This window comes from Flavobacterium sp. (assembly GCF_035456085.1).
Taxonomy (GTDB): Bacteria; Bacteroidota; Bacteroidia; order Flavobacteriales; family Flavobacteriaceae; genus Flavobacterium.
Genome location: NZ_DATIDY010000021.1, coordinates 1 through 16901 on the forward strand (window position 1 = coordinate 1; position 16901 = coordinate 16901).

14 protein-coding genes are annotated in these 16901 nt (G+C 32.4%); 9 read left to right on the forward strand and 5 right to left on the reverse strand.

What is annotated here, in order from left to right; all coding sequences use genetic code 11:
- On the forward strand, window positions 1-107 hold a 107-nt coding region (locus VLC96_RS01365; RefSeq protein ID WP_325260296.1), incomplete at its 5' end, for an IS3 family transposase.
- A 116-nt stretch (window positions 108-223) separates the two neighbouring features.
- On the opposite strand, the gene VLC96_RS01370 is transcribed toward VLC96_RS01365, so the two are convergent.
- Together VLC96_RS01370 and VLC96_RS01375 are read right to left on the reverse strand one after the other, a co-directional pair.
- Window positions 224-994, reverse strand: a complete 771-nt coding sequence (locus tag VLC96_RS01370; protein WP_325260251.1) for a carboxypeptidase-like regulatory domain-containing protein — start codon at window positions 992-994, stop codon at window positions 224-226.
- A gap of 212 nt (window positions 995-1206) precedes the next feature.
- On the reverse strand, window positions 1207-3102 hold the full coding sequence (locus VLC96_RS01375; RefSeq protein WP_325260252.1) for a DEAD/DEAH box helicase: 1896 nt from the start codon (window positions 3100-3102) through the stop codon (window positions 1207-1209).
- Between the two features lie 387 nt (window positions 3103-3489).
- Between VLC96_RS01375 and VLC96_RS01380 the strand changes: the two genes are divergently transcribed.
- The 5 genes from VLC96_RS01380 to VLC96_RS01400 all read left to right on the forward strand — a co-directional run bounded on the left by VLC96_RS01380 (window position 3490) and on the right by VLC96_RS01400 (window position 9787).
- Window positions 3490-3774, forward strand: a complete 285-nt coding sequence (locus tag VLC96_RS01380; protein WP_325260253.1) for a DUF4834 family protein — start codon at window positions 3490-3492, stop codon at window positions 3772-3774.
- 132 nt (window positions 3775-3906) lie between these two features.
- Window positions 3907-6321 carry a YfhO family protein gene (locus VLC96_RS01385; RefSeq protein ID WP_325260254.1) on the forward strand — a complete coding sequence of 805 codons (2415 nt, stop codon included), beginning with the start codon at window positions 3907-3909 and terminating at the stop codon, window positions 6319-6321.
- Window positions 6322-6373: 52 nt separating this feature from the next.
- Window positions 6374-7672, forward strand: coding sequence for a glycosyltransferase family 4 protein (locus VLC96_RS01390; protein WP_325260255.1), 1299 nt, complete (start codon window positions 6374-6376; stop codon window positions 7670-7672).
- A 47-nt stretch (window positions 7673-7719) separates the two neighbouring features.
- Window positions 7720-9186: a lipopolysaccharide biosynthesis protein gene (locus tag VLC96_RS01395; RefSeq protein ID WP_325260256.1), complete on the forward strand. Its 1467-nt coding sequence runs from the start codon at window positions 7720-7722 to the stop codon at window positions 9184-9186.
- Between the two features lie 304 nt (window positions 9187-9490).
- Window positions 9491-9787 (forward strand): hypothetical protein, encoded by a 297-nt coding sequence (locus tag VLC96_RS01400; protein ID WP_325260257.1) that lies wholly within the window; start codon window positions 9491-9493, stop codon window positions 9785-9787.
- Between the two features lie 108 nt (window positions 9788-9895).
- Here the strand turns inward: VLC96_RS01400 and uvrA are convergent, their stop codons facing one another.
- A complete protein-coding gene (gene uvrA / locus VLC96_RS01405; protein WP_325260258.1) occupies window positions 9896-12691 on the reverse strand; it encodes an excinuclease ABC subunit UvrA in 2796 nt (931 codons plus the stop codon).
- Between the two features lie 429 nt (window positions 12692-13120).
- Between uvrA and VLC96_RS01410 the strand changes: the two genes are divergently transcribed.
- Together VLC96_RS01410 and VLC96_RS01415 are read left to right on the forward strand one after the other, a co-directional pair.
- Window positions 13121-13705 carry an RNA polymerase sigma factor gene (locus VLC96_RS01410; RefSeq protein WP_325260259.1) on the forward strand — a complete coding sequence of 195 codons (585 nt, stop codon included), beginning with the start codon at window positions 13121-13123 and terminating at the stop codon, window positions 13703-13705.
- 51 nt (window positions 13706-13756) lie between these two features.
- Window positions 13757-13900, forward strand: coding sequence for a hypothetical protein (locus VLC96_RS01415; protein ID WP_325260260.1), 144 nt, complete (start codon window positions 13757-13759; stop codon window positions 13898-13900).
- Between the two features lie 88 nt (window positions 13901-13988).
- On the opposite strand, the gene VLC96_RS01420 is transcribed toward VLC96_RS01415, so the two are convergent.
- Entirely contained in the window at window positions 13989-14654 is a 666-nt protein-coding gene (locus tag VLC96_RS01420; RefSeq protein ID WP_325260261.1) for an endonuclease III domain-containing protein, read from the reverse strand.
- Window positions 14655-14830: 176 nt separating this feature from the next.
- Here VLC96_RS01420 and bcp point away from each other — a divergent pair, with 176 nt between their 5' ends.
- Window positions 14831-15283 (forward strand): thioredoxin-dependent thiol peroxidase, encoded by a 453-nt coding sequence (gene bcp, locus VLC96_RS01425; RefSeq protein ID WP_325260262.1) that lies wholly within the window; start codon window positions 14831-14833, stop codon window positions 15281-15283.
- 102 nt (window positions 15284-15385) lie between these two features.
- On the opposite strand, the gene VLC96_RS01430 is transcribed toward bcp, so the two are convergent.
- Window positions 15386-16849 carry a TonB-dependent receptor gene (locus VLC96_RS01430; protein ID WP_325260263.1) on the reverse strand — a complete coding sequence of 488 codons (1464 nt, stop codon included), beginning with the start codon at window positions 16847-16849 and terminating at the stop codon, window positions 15386-15388.
- Window positions 16850-16901 lie beyond the last annotated feature (52 nt).

Here is a 16901-nt window from a genome sequence, read left to right on the forward strand (position 1 = left end):
AATCAGAAATTAAAGAATACATAAAATATTATAATAAAGAAAGAATAAAACTGAATTTAAACGGAATGAGCCCGATACAATATCGAGCTCATTATTATCAAAATTAATTATAAATTCGTCTAAACTTTTGGGTGCATTCTACAATGCTGAGTAGGCTCCTTTTCTTTATGGTGGCACGCCCAAATTATTTTTAACGAACTGAGGAACTAAATGATTTTGGAGATTATTTTTTCTTCAGGATTTTGTATTGTTCGTAGCATCCGCTGATGGCATCCATGATTTGAAGGTCATTGGCAGATTTTATGAAAGCATCTGAATAGCTGCAACGGTTTAAGATTTCGGCAATTTCATCTTGTGATACGCCTAAAAGTAATGAAATGGTTTCCCGGTCGTATTTGCTTTCTAATAAGGTTCTCACTGTGTCGTCCTTTCGCATCTCTCGGAGTTTTTTGAGTTGCTGGGGCTTTTTGCCGAAGAAATTATACAACATATCGGCGGGGTTGAATATGGATCCTAATACTTTTCCAAAAGCGCCAGGGGAATATTGTCCTGCTTCATACCCTCGACCTAAACCCGAAATATCGTAACGGTAATCTTCTTTTACTGGGATTAATTTGGCGTCAATTTCAAGATAACCTGTTAAGTAATATGGGCTGATGACCACTTCGTTTAATGGAATTGCTTTTTGGGTAAGTTGGATTGTTGTTGTTTTGTTTTTAATCCAGTCATTGGTTACACGAACACGTAAGGATTGATATCCAAGAAGTGTGATGTGTAAAGTGTCGTTTTGAGTAACTGCAAGTTCAAAATGACCTTTGACATCTGTAGTTGTTCCGGTTACTTGATTGATATTAATGATGTTAACATTAGCTAAAGGGGTTCCGGTATTATCACTAATAATAGTTCCGGAGATTTTTTGGGGTGTTTCAGTAGTTTGGGCAACCGCTGAATTTAGAGTGGCAATAAAAAATAAAAAAAGTATAATATATTTCATAGACTGTTTTAAAGGTTTAAAAGTAGTAAAACGACTTTAAATATTTTATTGTTCGATTATAATTATAAGAAAATTAACAATCTGTGATTAAGCTTCGGACTTTTCTATTTTAGAATATTCATTTAGACTTATTATTTTGAAATGGTTTAATTGATGCTAAAAAAAAATCTCCCGAGCAATTCGGGAGATTTGTATGGATACTAATTGTTGCATTAGTCTCTTCTTGGTCTTCTTGGTCTTGATGAATCACCAAAACTTTCAGAACGTCTTGCTGGTCTTTCTGATGAACCACCTTCTCTTCTTGGTCCTGAATTTCTTTCAGATCTGAAACCGCCTTCTCTTGGAGCTGAGTTTCTGTCGCTTCTAAAGCCACCACCAGATCCTTCTCTTCTTGGAGCAAAGTTTCCTTCTCTTCTTGGAGCAGAACCTCTGTCACCTCTAAATCCACCACCAGAGTTTCTTCCGTTGTGATCGCGTCTTCCGCCACCATCGTTTTTAGAAATTTCTACATTGATACGACGACCTTCAAGTTGTACGTTGTTCAATACTTCCATTACTTTATCAGTGTGTTCTGGGTCTGTGTTAAAGAAAGAGAATCCTTCTTTTACATCTACTTTGAAAACGTCATCGCGACCTAAGTCTAATGTTTCTTTCAAGTAATCTTTTAATGACATCCAGTCAAAATTATCTCTTGAACCGATGTTTACAAAGTATCTTGTAGCACCACCATTGTTATTTTCTCTTGGAGCTCTATCATCGCGTTCACGTCTGTCAGATCCTGAAGATTGGCTAGAAATATCTCTGTTTTTCTTGTAGTAAGCAATAAAACGGTTGAATTCAACAGATACCATTTTCTTGATCAATTCCTCTTTAGATAAATCTTCAAGAACATTATTGATTGCTGGAAGGTAGTTGTCAATTTCGTGATCTACTTCAGTATCTTTTATCTTATTGGCTAAGTGTAGCAATTGGATTTCACAGATTTCAATTCCAGAAGGGATTGTTTTTTCTTCAAATTTTTGTTTGATGATTCTTTCGATTGAAGAAATCTTGCGCAATTCACTTTTAGTTACAATTACGATAGAAGTTCCTAATTTACCAGCACGACCAGTACGACCAGAACGGTGATTGTACGTTTCGATTTCGTCAGGTAATTGGTAGTTAACTACGTGAGTTACGTTATCAACATCAATTCCACGAGCAGCAACGTCAGTAGCAACAAGCATTTGAATTTGACGACCTCTAAAAGATTTCATTACACCGTCACGTTGTGCTTGAGATAAATCTCCATGCAAAGCAGCAGCGCTATAACCATCTTCAATTAGTTTTTCGGCAACAGCTTGTGTATCACGTTTTGTTCTACAAAAAACTACTGAAAAAATGTCTGGATTAGCATCAGCTAAACGTTTCAAAGCTTCGTAACGATCACGAGCATTTACTAAATAAAATTCGTGAGAAACTGTTGCTGAACCTGAGTTTTTTGTTCCAACTGTAATTTCTACAGGCTCGCTCATGAATTGTTTTGCAATTCTGGCAACCTCTTGCGGCATAGTTGCAGAGAACAACCATGTACTTTTTTGATCTGGAGTATCTGATAAAATAGATACGATGTCGTCGTAGAATCCCATGTTTAACATCTCATCAGCCTCATCAAGAATACAGTAATCTATATTTTTGATGTTAACCAATCCTCTGTTGATCATGTCTTGCATTCTTCCTGGAGTAGCCACAATAATTTGTGCTCCTCTTTTAATCTCTCTAGCTTGCTCTGTAATACTAGCCCCGCCGTAAACTGCTACCACATTAATACCTTTTTCGTATTTAGAGTAGTTTTTAAGTTCGTTGGTAATCTGTAAACAAAGTTCTCGTGTTGGCGATAAAACTAATGCTTGTGTATTTCTGTTGTCGGCATCAATTTTTTGGATTAGCGGAAAACCGAAAGCTGCCGTTTTCCCTGTCCCTGTCTGAGCCAACGCAACCATATCTGTATCTTTTTCCAATAATAGGGGAATCGCCTTTTCCTGTACTTCTGACGGATTTTCAAATCCTAGATCTAAAATCGCCTTCAGTAACGATTCATTCAATCCTAATTGTTCAAATTTATTCATATGTATATTTAAAATAGGGTGCAAAATTACTGTTTATAATCCATAAAAACTAATGCTACTTTAAGAATTGGGTTTTTATTAAGGTTTGAAAATCAGTTTATTATGTTTTTGTTTTAACTTTTTTTATTTTAAATTTGGTTTTTATTGTGAAATTATCTCTTATTTTTTGGTTTTTTTGTTAAAAAAAGACAATTAAATTGTATATGATATTTATCATTTTTTGGAGTTTTATTTGAAACTATATTTTTGAGTTGTTGTAAATGTGGTTTTTTATTCAAATTTGTAAAAGCAGGTCGTATTTTTTTAGCATTTATTTAAGAATGATATTTTCAAATTGTTCCAAAGTTCAACATTGATTTATTAATTTTGCATTAAAATTATTTGATTATGCAAACAGCCTCTTTTTCGGGTTTTATAGAAATGCTATTTTTTATGATGGTGTTCTATTATGTTTTTAAATTTTTAGCTCGATTGTTTTTACCTTTATTAGTAAAAAAGGTAGTGGAAAAAGCGGGGCAAAATTTTCAGCAACACCAACAAAATTACTCCCAACAAACTTCTTGGCGAAAAACGTCTAATAATGACGAAATAATAATCGACACTGCGAACAGCAAAAATCCTCGCGAAACCAAAAAAGTGGGCGATTATGTTGATTATGAAGAGATTGATTAAATGCGAAATTCTTTTTAAATTCTAATTTTCTTTTAGAATTTATAATGAAATAATGTACTTATAAAAAATCAAAACCAATCTTGTATATTTGAGGTTAAATCTCTTATAAAACCAAAATCTTAATATTAAATAATGAAGCAACTTCAAAAGTTCTTTCCGCACGCACTTGCCATTCTTGGTTTTGTTATCGTTTCTACACTTTATTTTTTTCCAGTCTTACAGGGAAAACAAATTTTTCAATCGGATATTGCCCAATACACGGGTATGGCCAAAGAACAAAACGATTTTCGAGCAACATATCATGAGGAACCATATTGGACTAATTCTGCTTTTGGTGGTATGCCAACGTATCAGTTAGGGGCTAAATATCCGCATGATTATGTAGGAGCAATTGATGATGTGTTGCGTTTTTTGCCGCGTCCAGCTGATTATTTATTCTTGTATTTTTTGAGTTTTTACATTTTAATGCTGGTTTTAAAAGCAGATCCTTTGAAAGCTTTTTTTGGAGCTGTAGCGTTTGGGTTTTCAACTTATTTGATCATTATTCTTGGAGTTGGACATAATGCCAAAGCTCATGCCATTGCTTATATGCCAATGGTAGTTGCCGGATTTATAATGGTTTTTCAGCGAAAATATATTTGGGGAGGTTTGCTCACGATGTTTGCAGTTGCCCTCGAAGTGAATGCTAATCACTTCCAAATGACTTATTATTTATTGATATTATTGCTAATTCTGTCAGGATATTTTATTTATGAAGGAATTAAAGCCAAAGAATACAAGCCACTTTTAATTTCCATAGGAACACTTTTTGGAGCAGGAATTTTGGCAATTGGTTCGAATGCTGGTAATTTGTTGGCTACTGCTGAATATGCTAATTTTAGTATTCGAGGAAAAAGTGATCTAACTTTCAACCCTGATGGTTCCAAAAGCACTTCTGATGGAGCAATGACTCGTGATTATATAACCGAATATAGTTATGGTATTGCTGAAAGTTTCAATCTTATTGCGCCAAGACTATTTGGAGGTTCTAATAATGAAAATATAGGTACGGATAGTAGTATGTTTGAATTCATGATTTCTCAAGGAGTTCCTGAATCTCAAGCGGCAGATTTTGTTTCTGCGATGCCAACTTATTGGGGTGATCAACCAATTGTTTCGGCACCGGCTTACATTGGAGCTGTAGTTTTCTTCTTGGGAATTTTAGCTTTGTTTACCGATGAAAGAAAAATCAAATATGTATTTTTAGGAGGTGCATTCGTGTCATTAATTCTTTCGTGGGGAAAAAACTTTCCAGCGTTAACAGATTTTTGTATCGATCATATTCCTATGTATAATAAGTTTAGAGCCGTTTCTTCTATTCAGGTTATTTTGGAATTATGTTTTCCTGTATTAGCAATTATGGGATTGCAATCTTTCTTTAAATTAGAAAAAGAAAAACAATTAAAACCATTATGGCAATCTGCTGCAGTTGGTTTAGGACTGATTGTTTTATTGTTCCTGTCCAAAAGTGCATTCAGTTTTTCAGGAGCAGGTGACAGTTATATGATCGAAAGTTACGGACCTAGTTTTGTTGATGCTTTAAAAGCTGATAGAAAATCATTATATAGTGCAGATTTATTACGTTCAGGATTTTTTATACTAATAGCAGCTGGAGCTTTATGGTTGTTTATTAAAAACAAATTAGCTCAAAAAACAGCTATCATCTTGGTTGGTTTATTTATGGTTGCCGATTTGTTCTTCGTAGATAAAAATTATGTATCTAATAAAGATTTTGTCAACGCCCATGATGTAGAAATTCCTTTCCAACAAACTGAAGCAGATGCAAAAATTCTGGAAGATCCAACAAATTATCGAGTGTTTGATATCCAAGGTTTAATGCAGGCAAGAACTTCTTATTTTCACAAAGCGATTGGTGGTTATAGTGCAGTTAAGCCAAAACGCATGCAGCAATTATTTGATTACCAAATTGCCAAAAACAATTTAGAAATCCTTAATATGTTGAATGTAAAATATGTGATTCAAACAAACAAGGAAGGAAAAGAAACTCCAATTATTAATCCAGATGCTAATGGAAATGCTTGGTTTGTCAGTCAAATTAACTTTGTAAAAACTGCTGACGAAGAAATGAAAGCTTTGGATAAATTTAATTCCAAAGAAGTAGCTGTAATTAATGAAAATGAATTTCAAGCTATTAAAAATAAGGCTTTCGCCAAAGATAGTACGGCCGTTATAAAATTAGATTCATATAAGCCGAATGATTTAAAATATACTTCAAACAATTCAAAAGAAGGTTTGGCTGTTTTCTCTGAGATGTATTATGAAAAAGGCTGGAAAGCCCTCGTAGATGGCAAAGAAACACCAATCATGCGAGCTGATTATACTCTCAGAGCCATAGTAGTTCCTGCAGGTCAACATAAGATTGAATTTATGTTTGATCCACAAGTTGTTAAAACTGGAGGAATAATTACATTAATTAGCTGTATTGGAATGTTCTTTCTGTTGGTTGGTGGGGTGTATTTTGAAAAAAAGAAAAATAGAAATGCATAGTTTGTAGAGTTGCACCGCAGTGCATCTCTACAACAAATAATAAAATAAAAAATTGAAACCAGAATTAAAAAAAGTTCTTATTGTTACTTATTATTGGCCACCAGCAGGAGGGCCAGGAGTACAACGTTGGCTTAAATTTGCTAAATATTTGCCGGATTTTGATATTCAGCCAGTAGTATATGTTCCTGAAAATCCTACTTATCCAATAGTGGATGTTAATTTGGAAAAAGAGGTTTCCGAAAAAGTTATTGTTTTAAAAAATAAAATTTTTGAACCATATCAGTTGGCATCAGTTTTTTCAAAAAATAAAACTCAAAAAATAAGCTCAGGTATCATTCCGAATCAGAAGAAACAAACTTTTTTAGAAAAAACATTATTGTGGATTCGTGGTAATTTATTTATTCCCGATGCACGTGTTTTTTGGGTGAAACCGTCAATAAAATATTTAGAAAAATATATCCTTGAAAACAACATTGATATTGTTATTACTTCAGGACCGCCGCATAGTTTGCATTTAATTGGAATGGTTTTAAAACAAAAATTAAAGATAACATGGTTTGCCGATTTTCGTGATCCTTGGACAACTATTGGTTATCATAAAGCATTACGATTATCAACTAAAGCTGAAAGAAAACACAAAGCGCTAGAATATAGGGTTTTGAATACTGCCAATAAAATAATTGTTACCAGCAAAACCACTAAAACAGAATTTGAAGCCATAACCAATAGACCAATTACAGTTATCACAAACGGTTATGATAATGAACCTGTAACAAAAGTAGAACTTGACGTAAAGTTTAGTCTGGCTCATATTGGTTCGTTTCTTTCAGAACGAAATCCAGTTATATTATGGGAATCTTTGGTTGAATTAATTCATGAAATTCCAGATTTTGCTTCGCACTTGGAACTAAAGTTAATTGGCAAGGTTAGTCAGGAAGTTTTGGATACTATTGGACAATTTAAATTGGACCCGTATTTGAATAATTTGGGATACCTATCGCATTCTGAAGCTATTTCGCATCAGCGAAACTCTCAGGTTTTATTGCTTATCGAAATCAATTCTGAAGAAACAAAAAGTATAATTCCAGGTAAATTATTCGAATATATGGTTTCTAACAGACCAATTATTGCTATTGGCCCGCAAGATTCTGATTTTGCCGAAATCATAACAGAAACAAATACAGGAGCTTTTTTTGAATATACCGAGAAAGAAAAACTGAAAAATGCTATTAGATTGTATTACAATCAATTTTTAGAAGGCAAATTACAATCGTATGCTGTAGGTTTGCAAAAATATTCAAGAAAAAACCTGACCAAAGAATTGGCACAATTAATAAATTCAAAGATTTAAGGTATTTACTTTAAACTTTTAAACCTTACACTTTTAAATTCCAATTAATGGGCATCGTATTAAATCAATCTTTAAGAAATACAATAATAACATATATCGGTTTTGGAATAGGGGGTATAAGTACTCTTTTTTTATTCCCTCCAATTTTGGGCAAAACGTTTTATGGATTATCCAATTATATCCTTTCGGCTGCGAATGTTATTATGCCTTTATTTGCCATTGGAATGCAAAATACATTAGTTAAGTTTTATTCTCAATGTAAATCAGAAAAGGAAAAAAATCAATTTTTATCTTTTACGGTATTGTTTCCTATTTTATTAATTATTCCTATTCTTTTAATTGGTTTGTTTTTTTATGATGAGATTGTTTTTTTTGTGACGAAAAAAAATGCCATTGTAAAAACTTTTATTTGGCTTATTCCTTTCGTAGCTCTTTGTATGGCTTATTTTGAAATTTTCTATGCTTGGGCTAGAGTACATATGCATTCTGTTTTTGGGAATTTCATAAAAGAAGTTGGTCTGCGATCTTTTTCATTGTTAGCCCTTTTCGCTCTTTATTTTAAATGGATTACTGCCGTTGATTTTATTTATCTTACTGCGGGTATTTATTTTGTCGCTTTTTTGGCAACTATGTTTTATGCATTTAGAATAAGAAAGCCAGTTTTTGAATTGGGCATTCCTGAGAACGTAAAAGATATATTGGTTTATACTTTCTATATTATTTTGTCTGGAAGTGTGGCAAATTTACTTTTGGATGGAGATAAATTAATGCTGAATCAATACATGAAGATTGAGAATATCGCTTATTATTCAGTTGCAACATATATAGCTCTCGTTATTTCTGTCCCAAGCCGTGCCATGCATCAAATTGTGTATCCAATTACAGCCAAATTAATGCATGATAACAAGCATGACGAATTGAATGATTTATACAAAAAGACATCAATCAATCTTCAAATAGTCGGTGGATTTGTGATGCTTTGTATTTTTGTAAATATCAATCAGTTGTATGAAATTGTTCCAAAAGATTATAGTGGAGGTATTGGAGTAGTTTTTATGATTGGTCTTTCTAAATATTTTGACTTAATCTTGGGTAATAATAATGCTATTATTTTCAATTCAAAATATTATCGTGCTGTGTTGTTTCTAGGAGTTGGTTTGGTGGTTTTGACAGTGATATTGAATATGATTTTTATTCCTTTATTTGGAATTTTTGGTTCTGCATTCGCCACTTTATTGTCAATTACTTGTTATAGTGTTGCTAAATTACTTTTTGTAGTAAAACGCATGCATTTATATCCGTTTAGTAAGCAAACATTGCAGTCAATCGCAATTACATTTGTGGTTTTTATGCTGTTTTATTTTTGGAAGTTTCCAATAAATCCTCTTATTGCGATTGTTCTTAAATCAATTTTGGTAACTATTATTTACATCTATATCAACTATAAATTTGTTATTTCGCCAGAAATAAATCAGACTTTAGATAAGTTTCTTTTGAAAGTCAAGAAAAAATAAATCTCATTATTCTTAAGCAGATTAGTTATAATTAAGAAATTATATGTTTTAATAGTCCAAGATTTAATGTTTTAAAGTAATTTTAATATAAGAAAACTAATAATAATATTTTATTTTATTGTGTTTTAACGATTATTTTATGAGTTTTATAGTGATGGTTTTTTCTAACAAGCTATTTGTCAGTTTTTTATGTTTTGTTTAATTTAAATATCACTAAAAGTTGGTATTGTGAACTAATTTAAGTAAGTCTAAATTTGCAAAACCACATTTACAAAACAAATAGTTTAATTTTAAAGTATTGGAAATGAAAAAACAGTTCATCAATCAGGAAAGACTCTACACTTTTACAAAAGTTATTGCGAATAAAATTCAAAAAGGTTTTGTTGTAGTTGAGCAAAATGACGCTATGCCATTTACAGTTCTTTATAAAGAAGGCAAAAAAGTTAATCATACTCTAAATTTTGCAATATGTTGTGTGACTCTTGGGATGTGGTCTTTACCCTGGTTATACATGTCAAAAGTTACTTCCAAAGGCAAGAAAGTCTTGGTTGCAATTGATGAAGATGGAGTTGTTTTCCAAGAGAAATGTTATCTAGGTTAACACTTATAAAAAAATTATTGTTATTTTAAATTTTGCATACTAAAAGAAAAGCCATGACAATTTAAATGTCATGGCTTTTCTGATTTAGATAAGTAAAGACTTGTTTTTTTAGAGTTTTTCCTTTAAATATTTTGCTGTAATTGATTTTTTGTTTTTTACGATTTCTTCTGGAGTTCCAACAGCAAGTAATAATCCACCATTTTCTCCTCCTTCAGGGCCAAGATCAATCACCCAGTCAGCACATTTGATTAAATCAAGATTGTGTTCAATGACCAGAATTGAATGTCCTTTATCAATCAATGCATCAAATGAAGCCATTAATTTTTTGATATCATGAAAATGCAATCCGGTTGTAGGTTCATCAAAAACAAATAGCGCTTTTTCTTTTATTGTCCCTTTGACTAAAAATGAAGCCAGTTTTATACGTTGAGCTTCACCACCAGAAAGTGTTGATGAAGATTGCCCTAGTTGTACATAACCCAAACCAACATCTTGCAATGGTTGCAGTTTTTGTGTGATTTTTGTTTGTTTGTTTTTTTCGAAAAAATGAATTGAATCATCAATAGTCATCGTGAGAATATCGTGAATGTTTTTTCCATCAACAGTCACCTCCAAAACATCCTTTTTGAAACGTTTTCCGTTACAGGTTTCACATGGCAATTGCACATCTGCCATAAAGACCATTTCGACATTTATTGAGCCTTCACCTTTACAGGTTTCACATCGCCCACCATCAACATTAAAAGAGAAATGCTTGGCTTGGTATCCACGTACTTTAGAAAGTTTTTCTTTAGCAAATAAATCCCTAATATCATCATAAGCTTTGATGTAAGTCACAGGATTGGATCTGGAACTTCTTCCAATTGGATTTTGATCTACGTATTCAATATGTTTTATATGTGAAAAAGAACCCGCTAATTCGCTAAATTGACCTGCTTTTTCACCAGCATTATCTAGCTTTTTTTGCATTGCTGGAAAAAGAATTTTCTTAACTAAAGTACTTTTTCCACTACCCGAAACTCCTGTAATAACCGTTAAAACATCAAGAGGGAAAACAACGTCTATGTTTTGTAAATTATTTTCTCTGGCGCCTTTTATTTCGATGAAATTTTTCGAGGTTTTTCTTTTCTTTGGAACAGTAATTTCAAGGTCGCCATTCAAATATTTGGCGGTTAGCGAACTTGATTTTAGGATTTCATTATAAGTGCCTTGAGCAACAAGATTTCCACCGTGAGTTCCTGCTTCTGGCCCAATGTCGATAATCATGTCGGCAGCTTTCATAATGTCTTCATCATGTTCAACAACAATCACAGTATTACCTAAATCGCGTAATGAAATAAGTACTTTTATCAATCTCTCAGTGTCTTTTGGGTGTAAACCAATACTTGGCTCATCCAGAATATACATCGAACCAACAAGACTACTACCTAAAGAAGTCGCTAGATTAATTCTTTGTGATTCTCCTCCAGAAAGCGTTGATGAGTTTCTGTTTAATGTCAAATAATTTAAACCTACTTCAGTTAAAAACGACAATCGATTATTGATTTCTACCATTAAACGTTTGGCAATTTGTTTTTCGTATTCATCTAGATTGATGTTTTTGAAAAAATCAACTAAATGCTGTATTGGTAAATCAACTAAATCAGAAACGGTTTTGCCATTTATTTTTACATAAGAAGCTTCAGGTCTCAAGCGTTTCCCTTTGCAAACATGACATTTGGTTTTTCCTCTGTAACGTGAAAGCATTACACGATTTTGAATCTTATAATTCTTCGCTTCAAGTTCTTTGAAAAAGTCGTTAAGTCCTTGAAAATATCTATTTCCGGTCCAGATTAAATCCTTTTGTTCTTCGGTAAGTTGAAAGTAAGGTTTGTGTATTGGAAAATCAAATTTATAGGCGTGTTTCACCAATTCGTCCCGATACCAACTCATGCTTTCGCCACGCCACGGAAAAATGGCATTTTCAAAAATGGAAAGCGAAGTATTTGGAACAACCAAATCGCTGTCGATTCCAATGATATTTCCATAGCCTTCACAAACAGGACAAGCTCCATATGGATTATTGAAACTAAATAAATGTACATTGGGCTCTAGGAAAGTAATTCCGTCCAATTCAAAATTATTAGAAAAAGAAAGCCTTTTGTTTGTATTTAATTCTTGCAAATAACAAATTCCTTTTCCTTCAAAAAAAGCAGTTTGTACAGCATCTGATAATCGATTGTAAAATTCTTCTTCGTCTTTGACAATAATTCTATCAATAACAAGTAAAATATCTTTATGATCCAATGAATGTTGCTGTTCTACAGTAAAATCATCCAAACGAACCATTTCATTATTTACCAAAATCCTTGCAAAACCTTGTTGCAAAAGCACTTTTAGTTTAGTTTCTAACTGTCTTCCTTCTTCCAAATGAATAGGGGCGAGGAGTAACCATTTGCTATCAGGTTCAAGAGATTTCACCGCTGTAATTACATCAGTAACGGTGTTTTTTTTGACTTCTTGTCCTGAAATTGGTGAATATGTTCTGCCAATTCTGGCAAACAATAATTTGATATAATCGTAAATTTCTGTTGAAGTTCCTACTGTCGAACGGGCGTTGGTTGTATTTACTTTTTGTTCGATGGCAATAGCGGGAGCAATTCCTTTGATGTATTCTACTTTTGGTTTGTCCAATCGTCCAAGAAATTGTCTTGCGTACGAAGATAAACTTTCTACATACCGACGTTGTCCTTCGGCATACAAAGTGTCGAATGCCAAACTGGATTTTCCAGAGCCAGAAAGTCCAGTAATAACAACGAGTTTATTTCTAGGAATAGCTACATCTACATTTTTTAAATTATGTACCTGTGCTCCTTTTATTATGATGTTTTTCTTGGGATCGAGTTTGGAAATATCAGTTGACATATTGAAAATGAATTTTCACAAAAGTAATCATTTTCCAATTGAGAAAGAGCGGTGAATAAATCACAAATTTTCAGTTTTTAAGCATTTAGATTAATAAAAGTGGTTTTATAAAAATATTAAATGGATTTCAGTTTTTGAATAAATAGATGTGGAAATCTAAAATATGGTTTGATAATTTTGGGATTTCCTATTTAAGTTTTTTTAAATAAAAGTGTTTTTTCATAAAGGTAAAAAGTAAAAAAATCACCTGTAATTGGCTATAAGTTATGGAATTAAAATTAAAAAATTATATTTATTATCTTTTTTCTTGCTTCTTTTAATAATAATTTGTTAAATTTGGCAAAATAATAACCTTAATTCCCCCTTGTGCCTATAGTATAGAATTACTTTTTAGAAAAATCCCCATTTAATTAATCTAAAAGGATAACTATGGCAAATTTACAAAAAACGGATGCTTTATTAGTAAAAGATTATATTGACGGTGACGAAAGTGCATTGGCAACATTAATAAGAAGACATGAATCTAAAGTATACGGATTCATTTATTCTAAAGTTTCAGATAAAGAAATCTCCAATGATATTTTTCAGGACACTTTTATCAAAGTAATCAAAACACTAAAACTAAATTCCTATAACGAAGAAGGAAAGTTTTTACCTTGGGTAATGCGTATTGCTCACAATCTAATCATTGATCATTTTAGAAAATCAAAAAAAATGCCAATGTTCAGAGAAACAGAGGAGTTTTCGATTTTCTCTATAATGTCTGATGATTCTTTAACTATCGAGAATCAAATTATTGCTGATCAAGTCGAAGATAATCTCCGCAGATTGGTTGAAGAACTTCCATTAGATCAAAAAGAAGTTTTAATTATGCGTATGTATCAGGACATGAGTTTCAAAGAAATTTCAGAAACTACAGGTGTAAGTATCAATACTGCATTAGGCCGAATGAGATATGCAATAATGAATTTGAGAAAAATTATTGATAAGCATCAAATTGTTTTGACCAACTAATAATAAAAGGGTTATACTTCCGTTATGATATAAAACAAACTTTATATTGATATGGAAAAGAATTACTCTAAAGAATTAAAAATTATTAAAAGAATAAAGCCTGATAAAGAAGTCGTTTCTTTTTTATTAAACTATTCTAAATCCTTGAAAATGGTAAAAATAGAAGATAAGGTTTTTGAAATTATAGTTAATTAATTCTTATAGATTCAAAAGAAATTTTAATCTATAACAGTTTAGAATCCATACAGATTTCACTAGTTTTTATAAAAATTAGTGGAATTTGTTATTTTAGGACAATTTGTTTTTTTGCAAATTCATCCAAAACTGATTTTCTTCCAATTGTTCTTGTGATAATATCTTTCTCCAAACTCCAACCTCTCGCAGGAGAATATTCACGCCCATACCAAATAATCTGTAAATGCAAATCATTCCAAAGTTCTTCTGGGAAAATGCGTTTAGCATCTTTTTCGGTTTGAACCACATTTTTTCCATTAGTGAGATTCCACCGGTACATTAGTCGATGGATGTGTGTGTCTACCGGAAAGGCTGGAACTCCAAAGGCTTGGGACATTACTACACTCGCTGTTTTATGACCAACTGCTGGCAATTCTTCCAATAATTCAAAACTCTGAGGAACAATACCGTTGTGTTTTTCAATCAAGATTTGTGACAGACCATGAATTCCTTTTGATTTCATCGGAGATAAACCGCAAGGGCGAATAATTTCCTTAATTTCTTCAACACTCATTTTGACCATATCATAAGGATTATCAGCCTTTGCAAAAAGCAAAGGTGTTATCTGATTTACTCGTACGTCTGTGCATTGTGCCGAAAGTAAAACAGCAATCAATAACGTATAAGGATCTTTGTGGTCTAACGGAATAGGGATTGTTGGGTATAATTCGTTCAACGTGTTTATAACAAATGTTACGCGTTCTTGTTTGGTCATTTTTTTTCTATAAGTTACTAAGTTTCTAAGTCGCTAAGGTACTAAGTTTTTAAAATTAAACTAAAAAACATGATTCATATTAACGAGCAATCCTAGAAACTTAGAGTCTTAGTAACTTAGCAACTCAAAATAATCTTAGTACCTTAGCGACTTAGAAACTTAGAATCTTAACAAGAATGACCACATTAAAAATAGGAGATCAGGCACCACAATTTTCGGGAGTTGATCAGGATGGGAAATCACATCAATTAACCGATTATAAAGGGAAGAAGTTAGTAGTTTTCTTTTATCCAAAAGCTTCAACACCAGGTTGTACTGCAGAAGCCTGCGATTTAAGAGATAATTTTGAACGTTTTCAAGCCAATAATTATGCTCTTTTGGGAGTAAGCGCAGATAGTGCAAAAGCTCAGGCGAAGTTCAGAGACAAATACGAATTTCCTTTTCCACTATTAGCCGATGAAGATAAATCAGTTATTAGTGCTTTTGGAGTATGGGGACCAAAAAAGTTTATGGGAAGAGAATACGATGGAATTCATAGAACAACTTTTGTAATTGACGAAAACGGAATCATATCTGATATTATATCTGATGTAAAAACAAAAGTTCACGCCAATCAAATTTTGAAATAGTAAAGCTGTTTCTGCAATCAATTTTGTGAAATTAACTAAAATAAAAATCCAGTAAAGACTAGATATCTTTTACTGGATTTTTTATTTTATAACAATTTGTTTTTATTTACTTTCTTGTAAAAGAGTATTAGGATGGTATCCAAAAAGTTTTTTTTCCTTGATAATTTCCGCAACTCCTTCAGGTAACATTGATTCCCAACCTGGTTTTCCGGCACTAATCATTTTCAGTACTTCGCGCGAGAATACTTCTAAAATTTCTGGATCATAATCCTCTATATCGACTACTTTTCCGTTGAATTTAAAGAATTTGTATAATTCTTTCATTCTAGGATGTACCATTAAATTTGTGGAAGTTATAATTTCATTTTCTTCGCCAAGCATTGGATATAAAAATACTTTCATATCGCGGTAAAACAGTTTTCCAAAGGCCTCAAGTATTCCGCCGCTCAAATGGCGATAATATTTTTCGTCAAATATATCAACTAAGTTATTTACCCCCATTGCAAGACCCATTCTAGCTTTGGTATAATTAGAAAAATATTCAACCACTTTATAATATTCCTGGAAATTGGAAATCATTACAGTTTGTCCTAAAGAACAAAGTAATTCGGCTCGATCCATGAAATCTCTTTCGTCAATTTCTCCATCAGAGCGAAGATTGGATAATGTAATTTCGAAAATTACCAATGTATTTTCTTTCTCTACCTTGTTTTCTTCCAAAAACATTTTTAGCGACTTCTTATACATGTCCATATTTACTTTGGTAACAGGGCGGAAACTACCTCTGAAAGCAAGTATATTTTTTTTGTATAAAATGGCAGCTGGCAAGATGTTTTTCCCTTCTGGATTGAACATTACAGCATCGGTCATGCCGTTTTTTACCAATTGCAAACTCATTAATCTATTATCAACATCAGCAAATCGTGGACCAGAAAAGTTGATAGTGTCTATTTCTAATTGATCTTTATCAAGGTGATCATATAGGTAACGTAGTAATTTTTTTGGGTCATTGTATTTATAGAAAGCACCATAAATTAAATTAACTCCCAAAACTCCTAAAGTTTCTTGTTGCAATCTAGAATCTGTTTCTTTGAAACGAATGTGAATAATGATTTCGTTATAATCTTCTGCAGGATCTAATTGATAGCGAATTCCGACCCAACCGTGACCTTTAAATTGTTTAGCAAAGTCAATAGTAGCAACTGTATTGGCGTAGCTAAAAAACATTTTGTTAGGATGTTTTGTTCTGCTTAAACGCTCCTCGATTAATTCGCCTTCAAAAGTCAACATTTTTTTCAGGCGACTTTCAGTTACATAACGACCATCTTCTTCAACTCCATAAACGGCATCACTAAAGTCTTTATCATAAGCAGACATTGCTTTTGCAATTGTCCCGGAAGATCCACCAGATCTAAAAAAATGTCTAACTGTTTCTTGTCCAGCACCAATTTCAGCAAAAGTTCCGTATATATTTTCATTTAGGTTAATACGAAGTGCTTTGTCCTTTAGAGAAGGAATTTGCTCTATAACTTTATCACCTTTTAGTTTTATCTTTTTGGCTTCCATTTTTTTTGTTTAAATTCGGAGATTATGTTACAAAGTTAATTAATTCGGCTTC

Coding starts and splice junctions, on each gene's coding strand:
- VLC96_RS01415 (WP_325260260.1), top strand. CDS start 13,757: ATGGAAAAGAATTACTCTAAAGAATTAAAAATTATTAAAAGAATAAAG.
- uvrA (WP_325260258.1), bottom strand. CDS start 12,691: ATGTCAACTGATATTTCCAAACTCGATCCCAAGAAAAACATCATAATA.
- VLC96_RS01420 (WP_325260261.1), bottom strand. CDS start 14,654: ATGACCAAACAAGAACGCGTAACATTTGTTATAAACACGTTGAACGAA.
- VLC96_RS01430 (WP_325260263.1), bottom strand. CDS start 16,849: ATGGAAGCCAAAAAGATAAAACTAAAAGGTGATAAAGTTATAGAGCAA.
- VLC96_RS01375 (WP_325260252.1), bottom strand. CDS start 3,102: ATGAATAAATTTGAACAATTAGGATTGAATGAATCGTTACTGAAGGCG.
- bcp (WP_325260262.1), top strand. CDS start 14,831: ATGACCACATTAAAAATAGGAGATCAGGCACCACAATTTTCGGGAGTT.
- VLC96_RS01385 (WP_325260254.1), top strand. CDS start 3,907: ATGAAGCAACTTCAAAAGTTCTTTCCGCACGCACTTGCCATTCTTGGT.
- VLC96_RS01395 (WP_325260256.1), top strand. CDS start 7,720: ATGGGCATCGTATTAAATCAATCTTTAAGAAATACAATAATAACATAT.
- VLC96_RS01400 (WP_325260257.1), top strand. CDS start 9,491: ATGAAAAAACAGTTCATCAATCAGGAAAGACTCTACACTTTTACAAAA.
- VLC96_RS01370 (WP_325260251.1), bottom strand. CDS start 994: ATGAAATATATTATACTTTTTTTATTTTTTATTGCCACTCTAAATTCA.
- VLC96_RS01410 (WP_325260259.1), top strand. CDS start 13,121: ATGGCAAATTTACAAAAAACGGATGCTTTATTAGTAAAAGATTATATT.
- VLC96_RS01380 (WP_325260253.1), top strand. CDS start 3,490: ATGCAAACAGCCTCTTTTTCGGGTTTTATAGAAATGCTATTTTTTATG.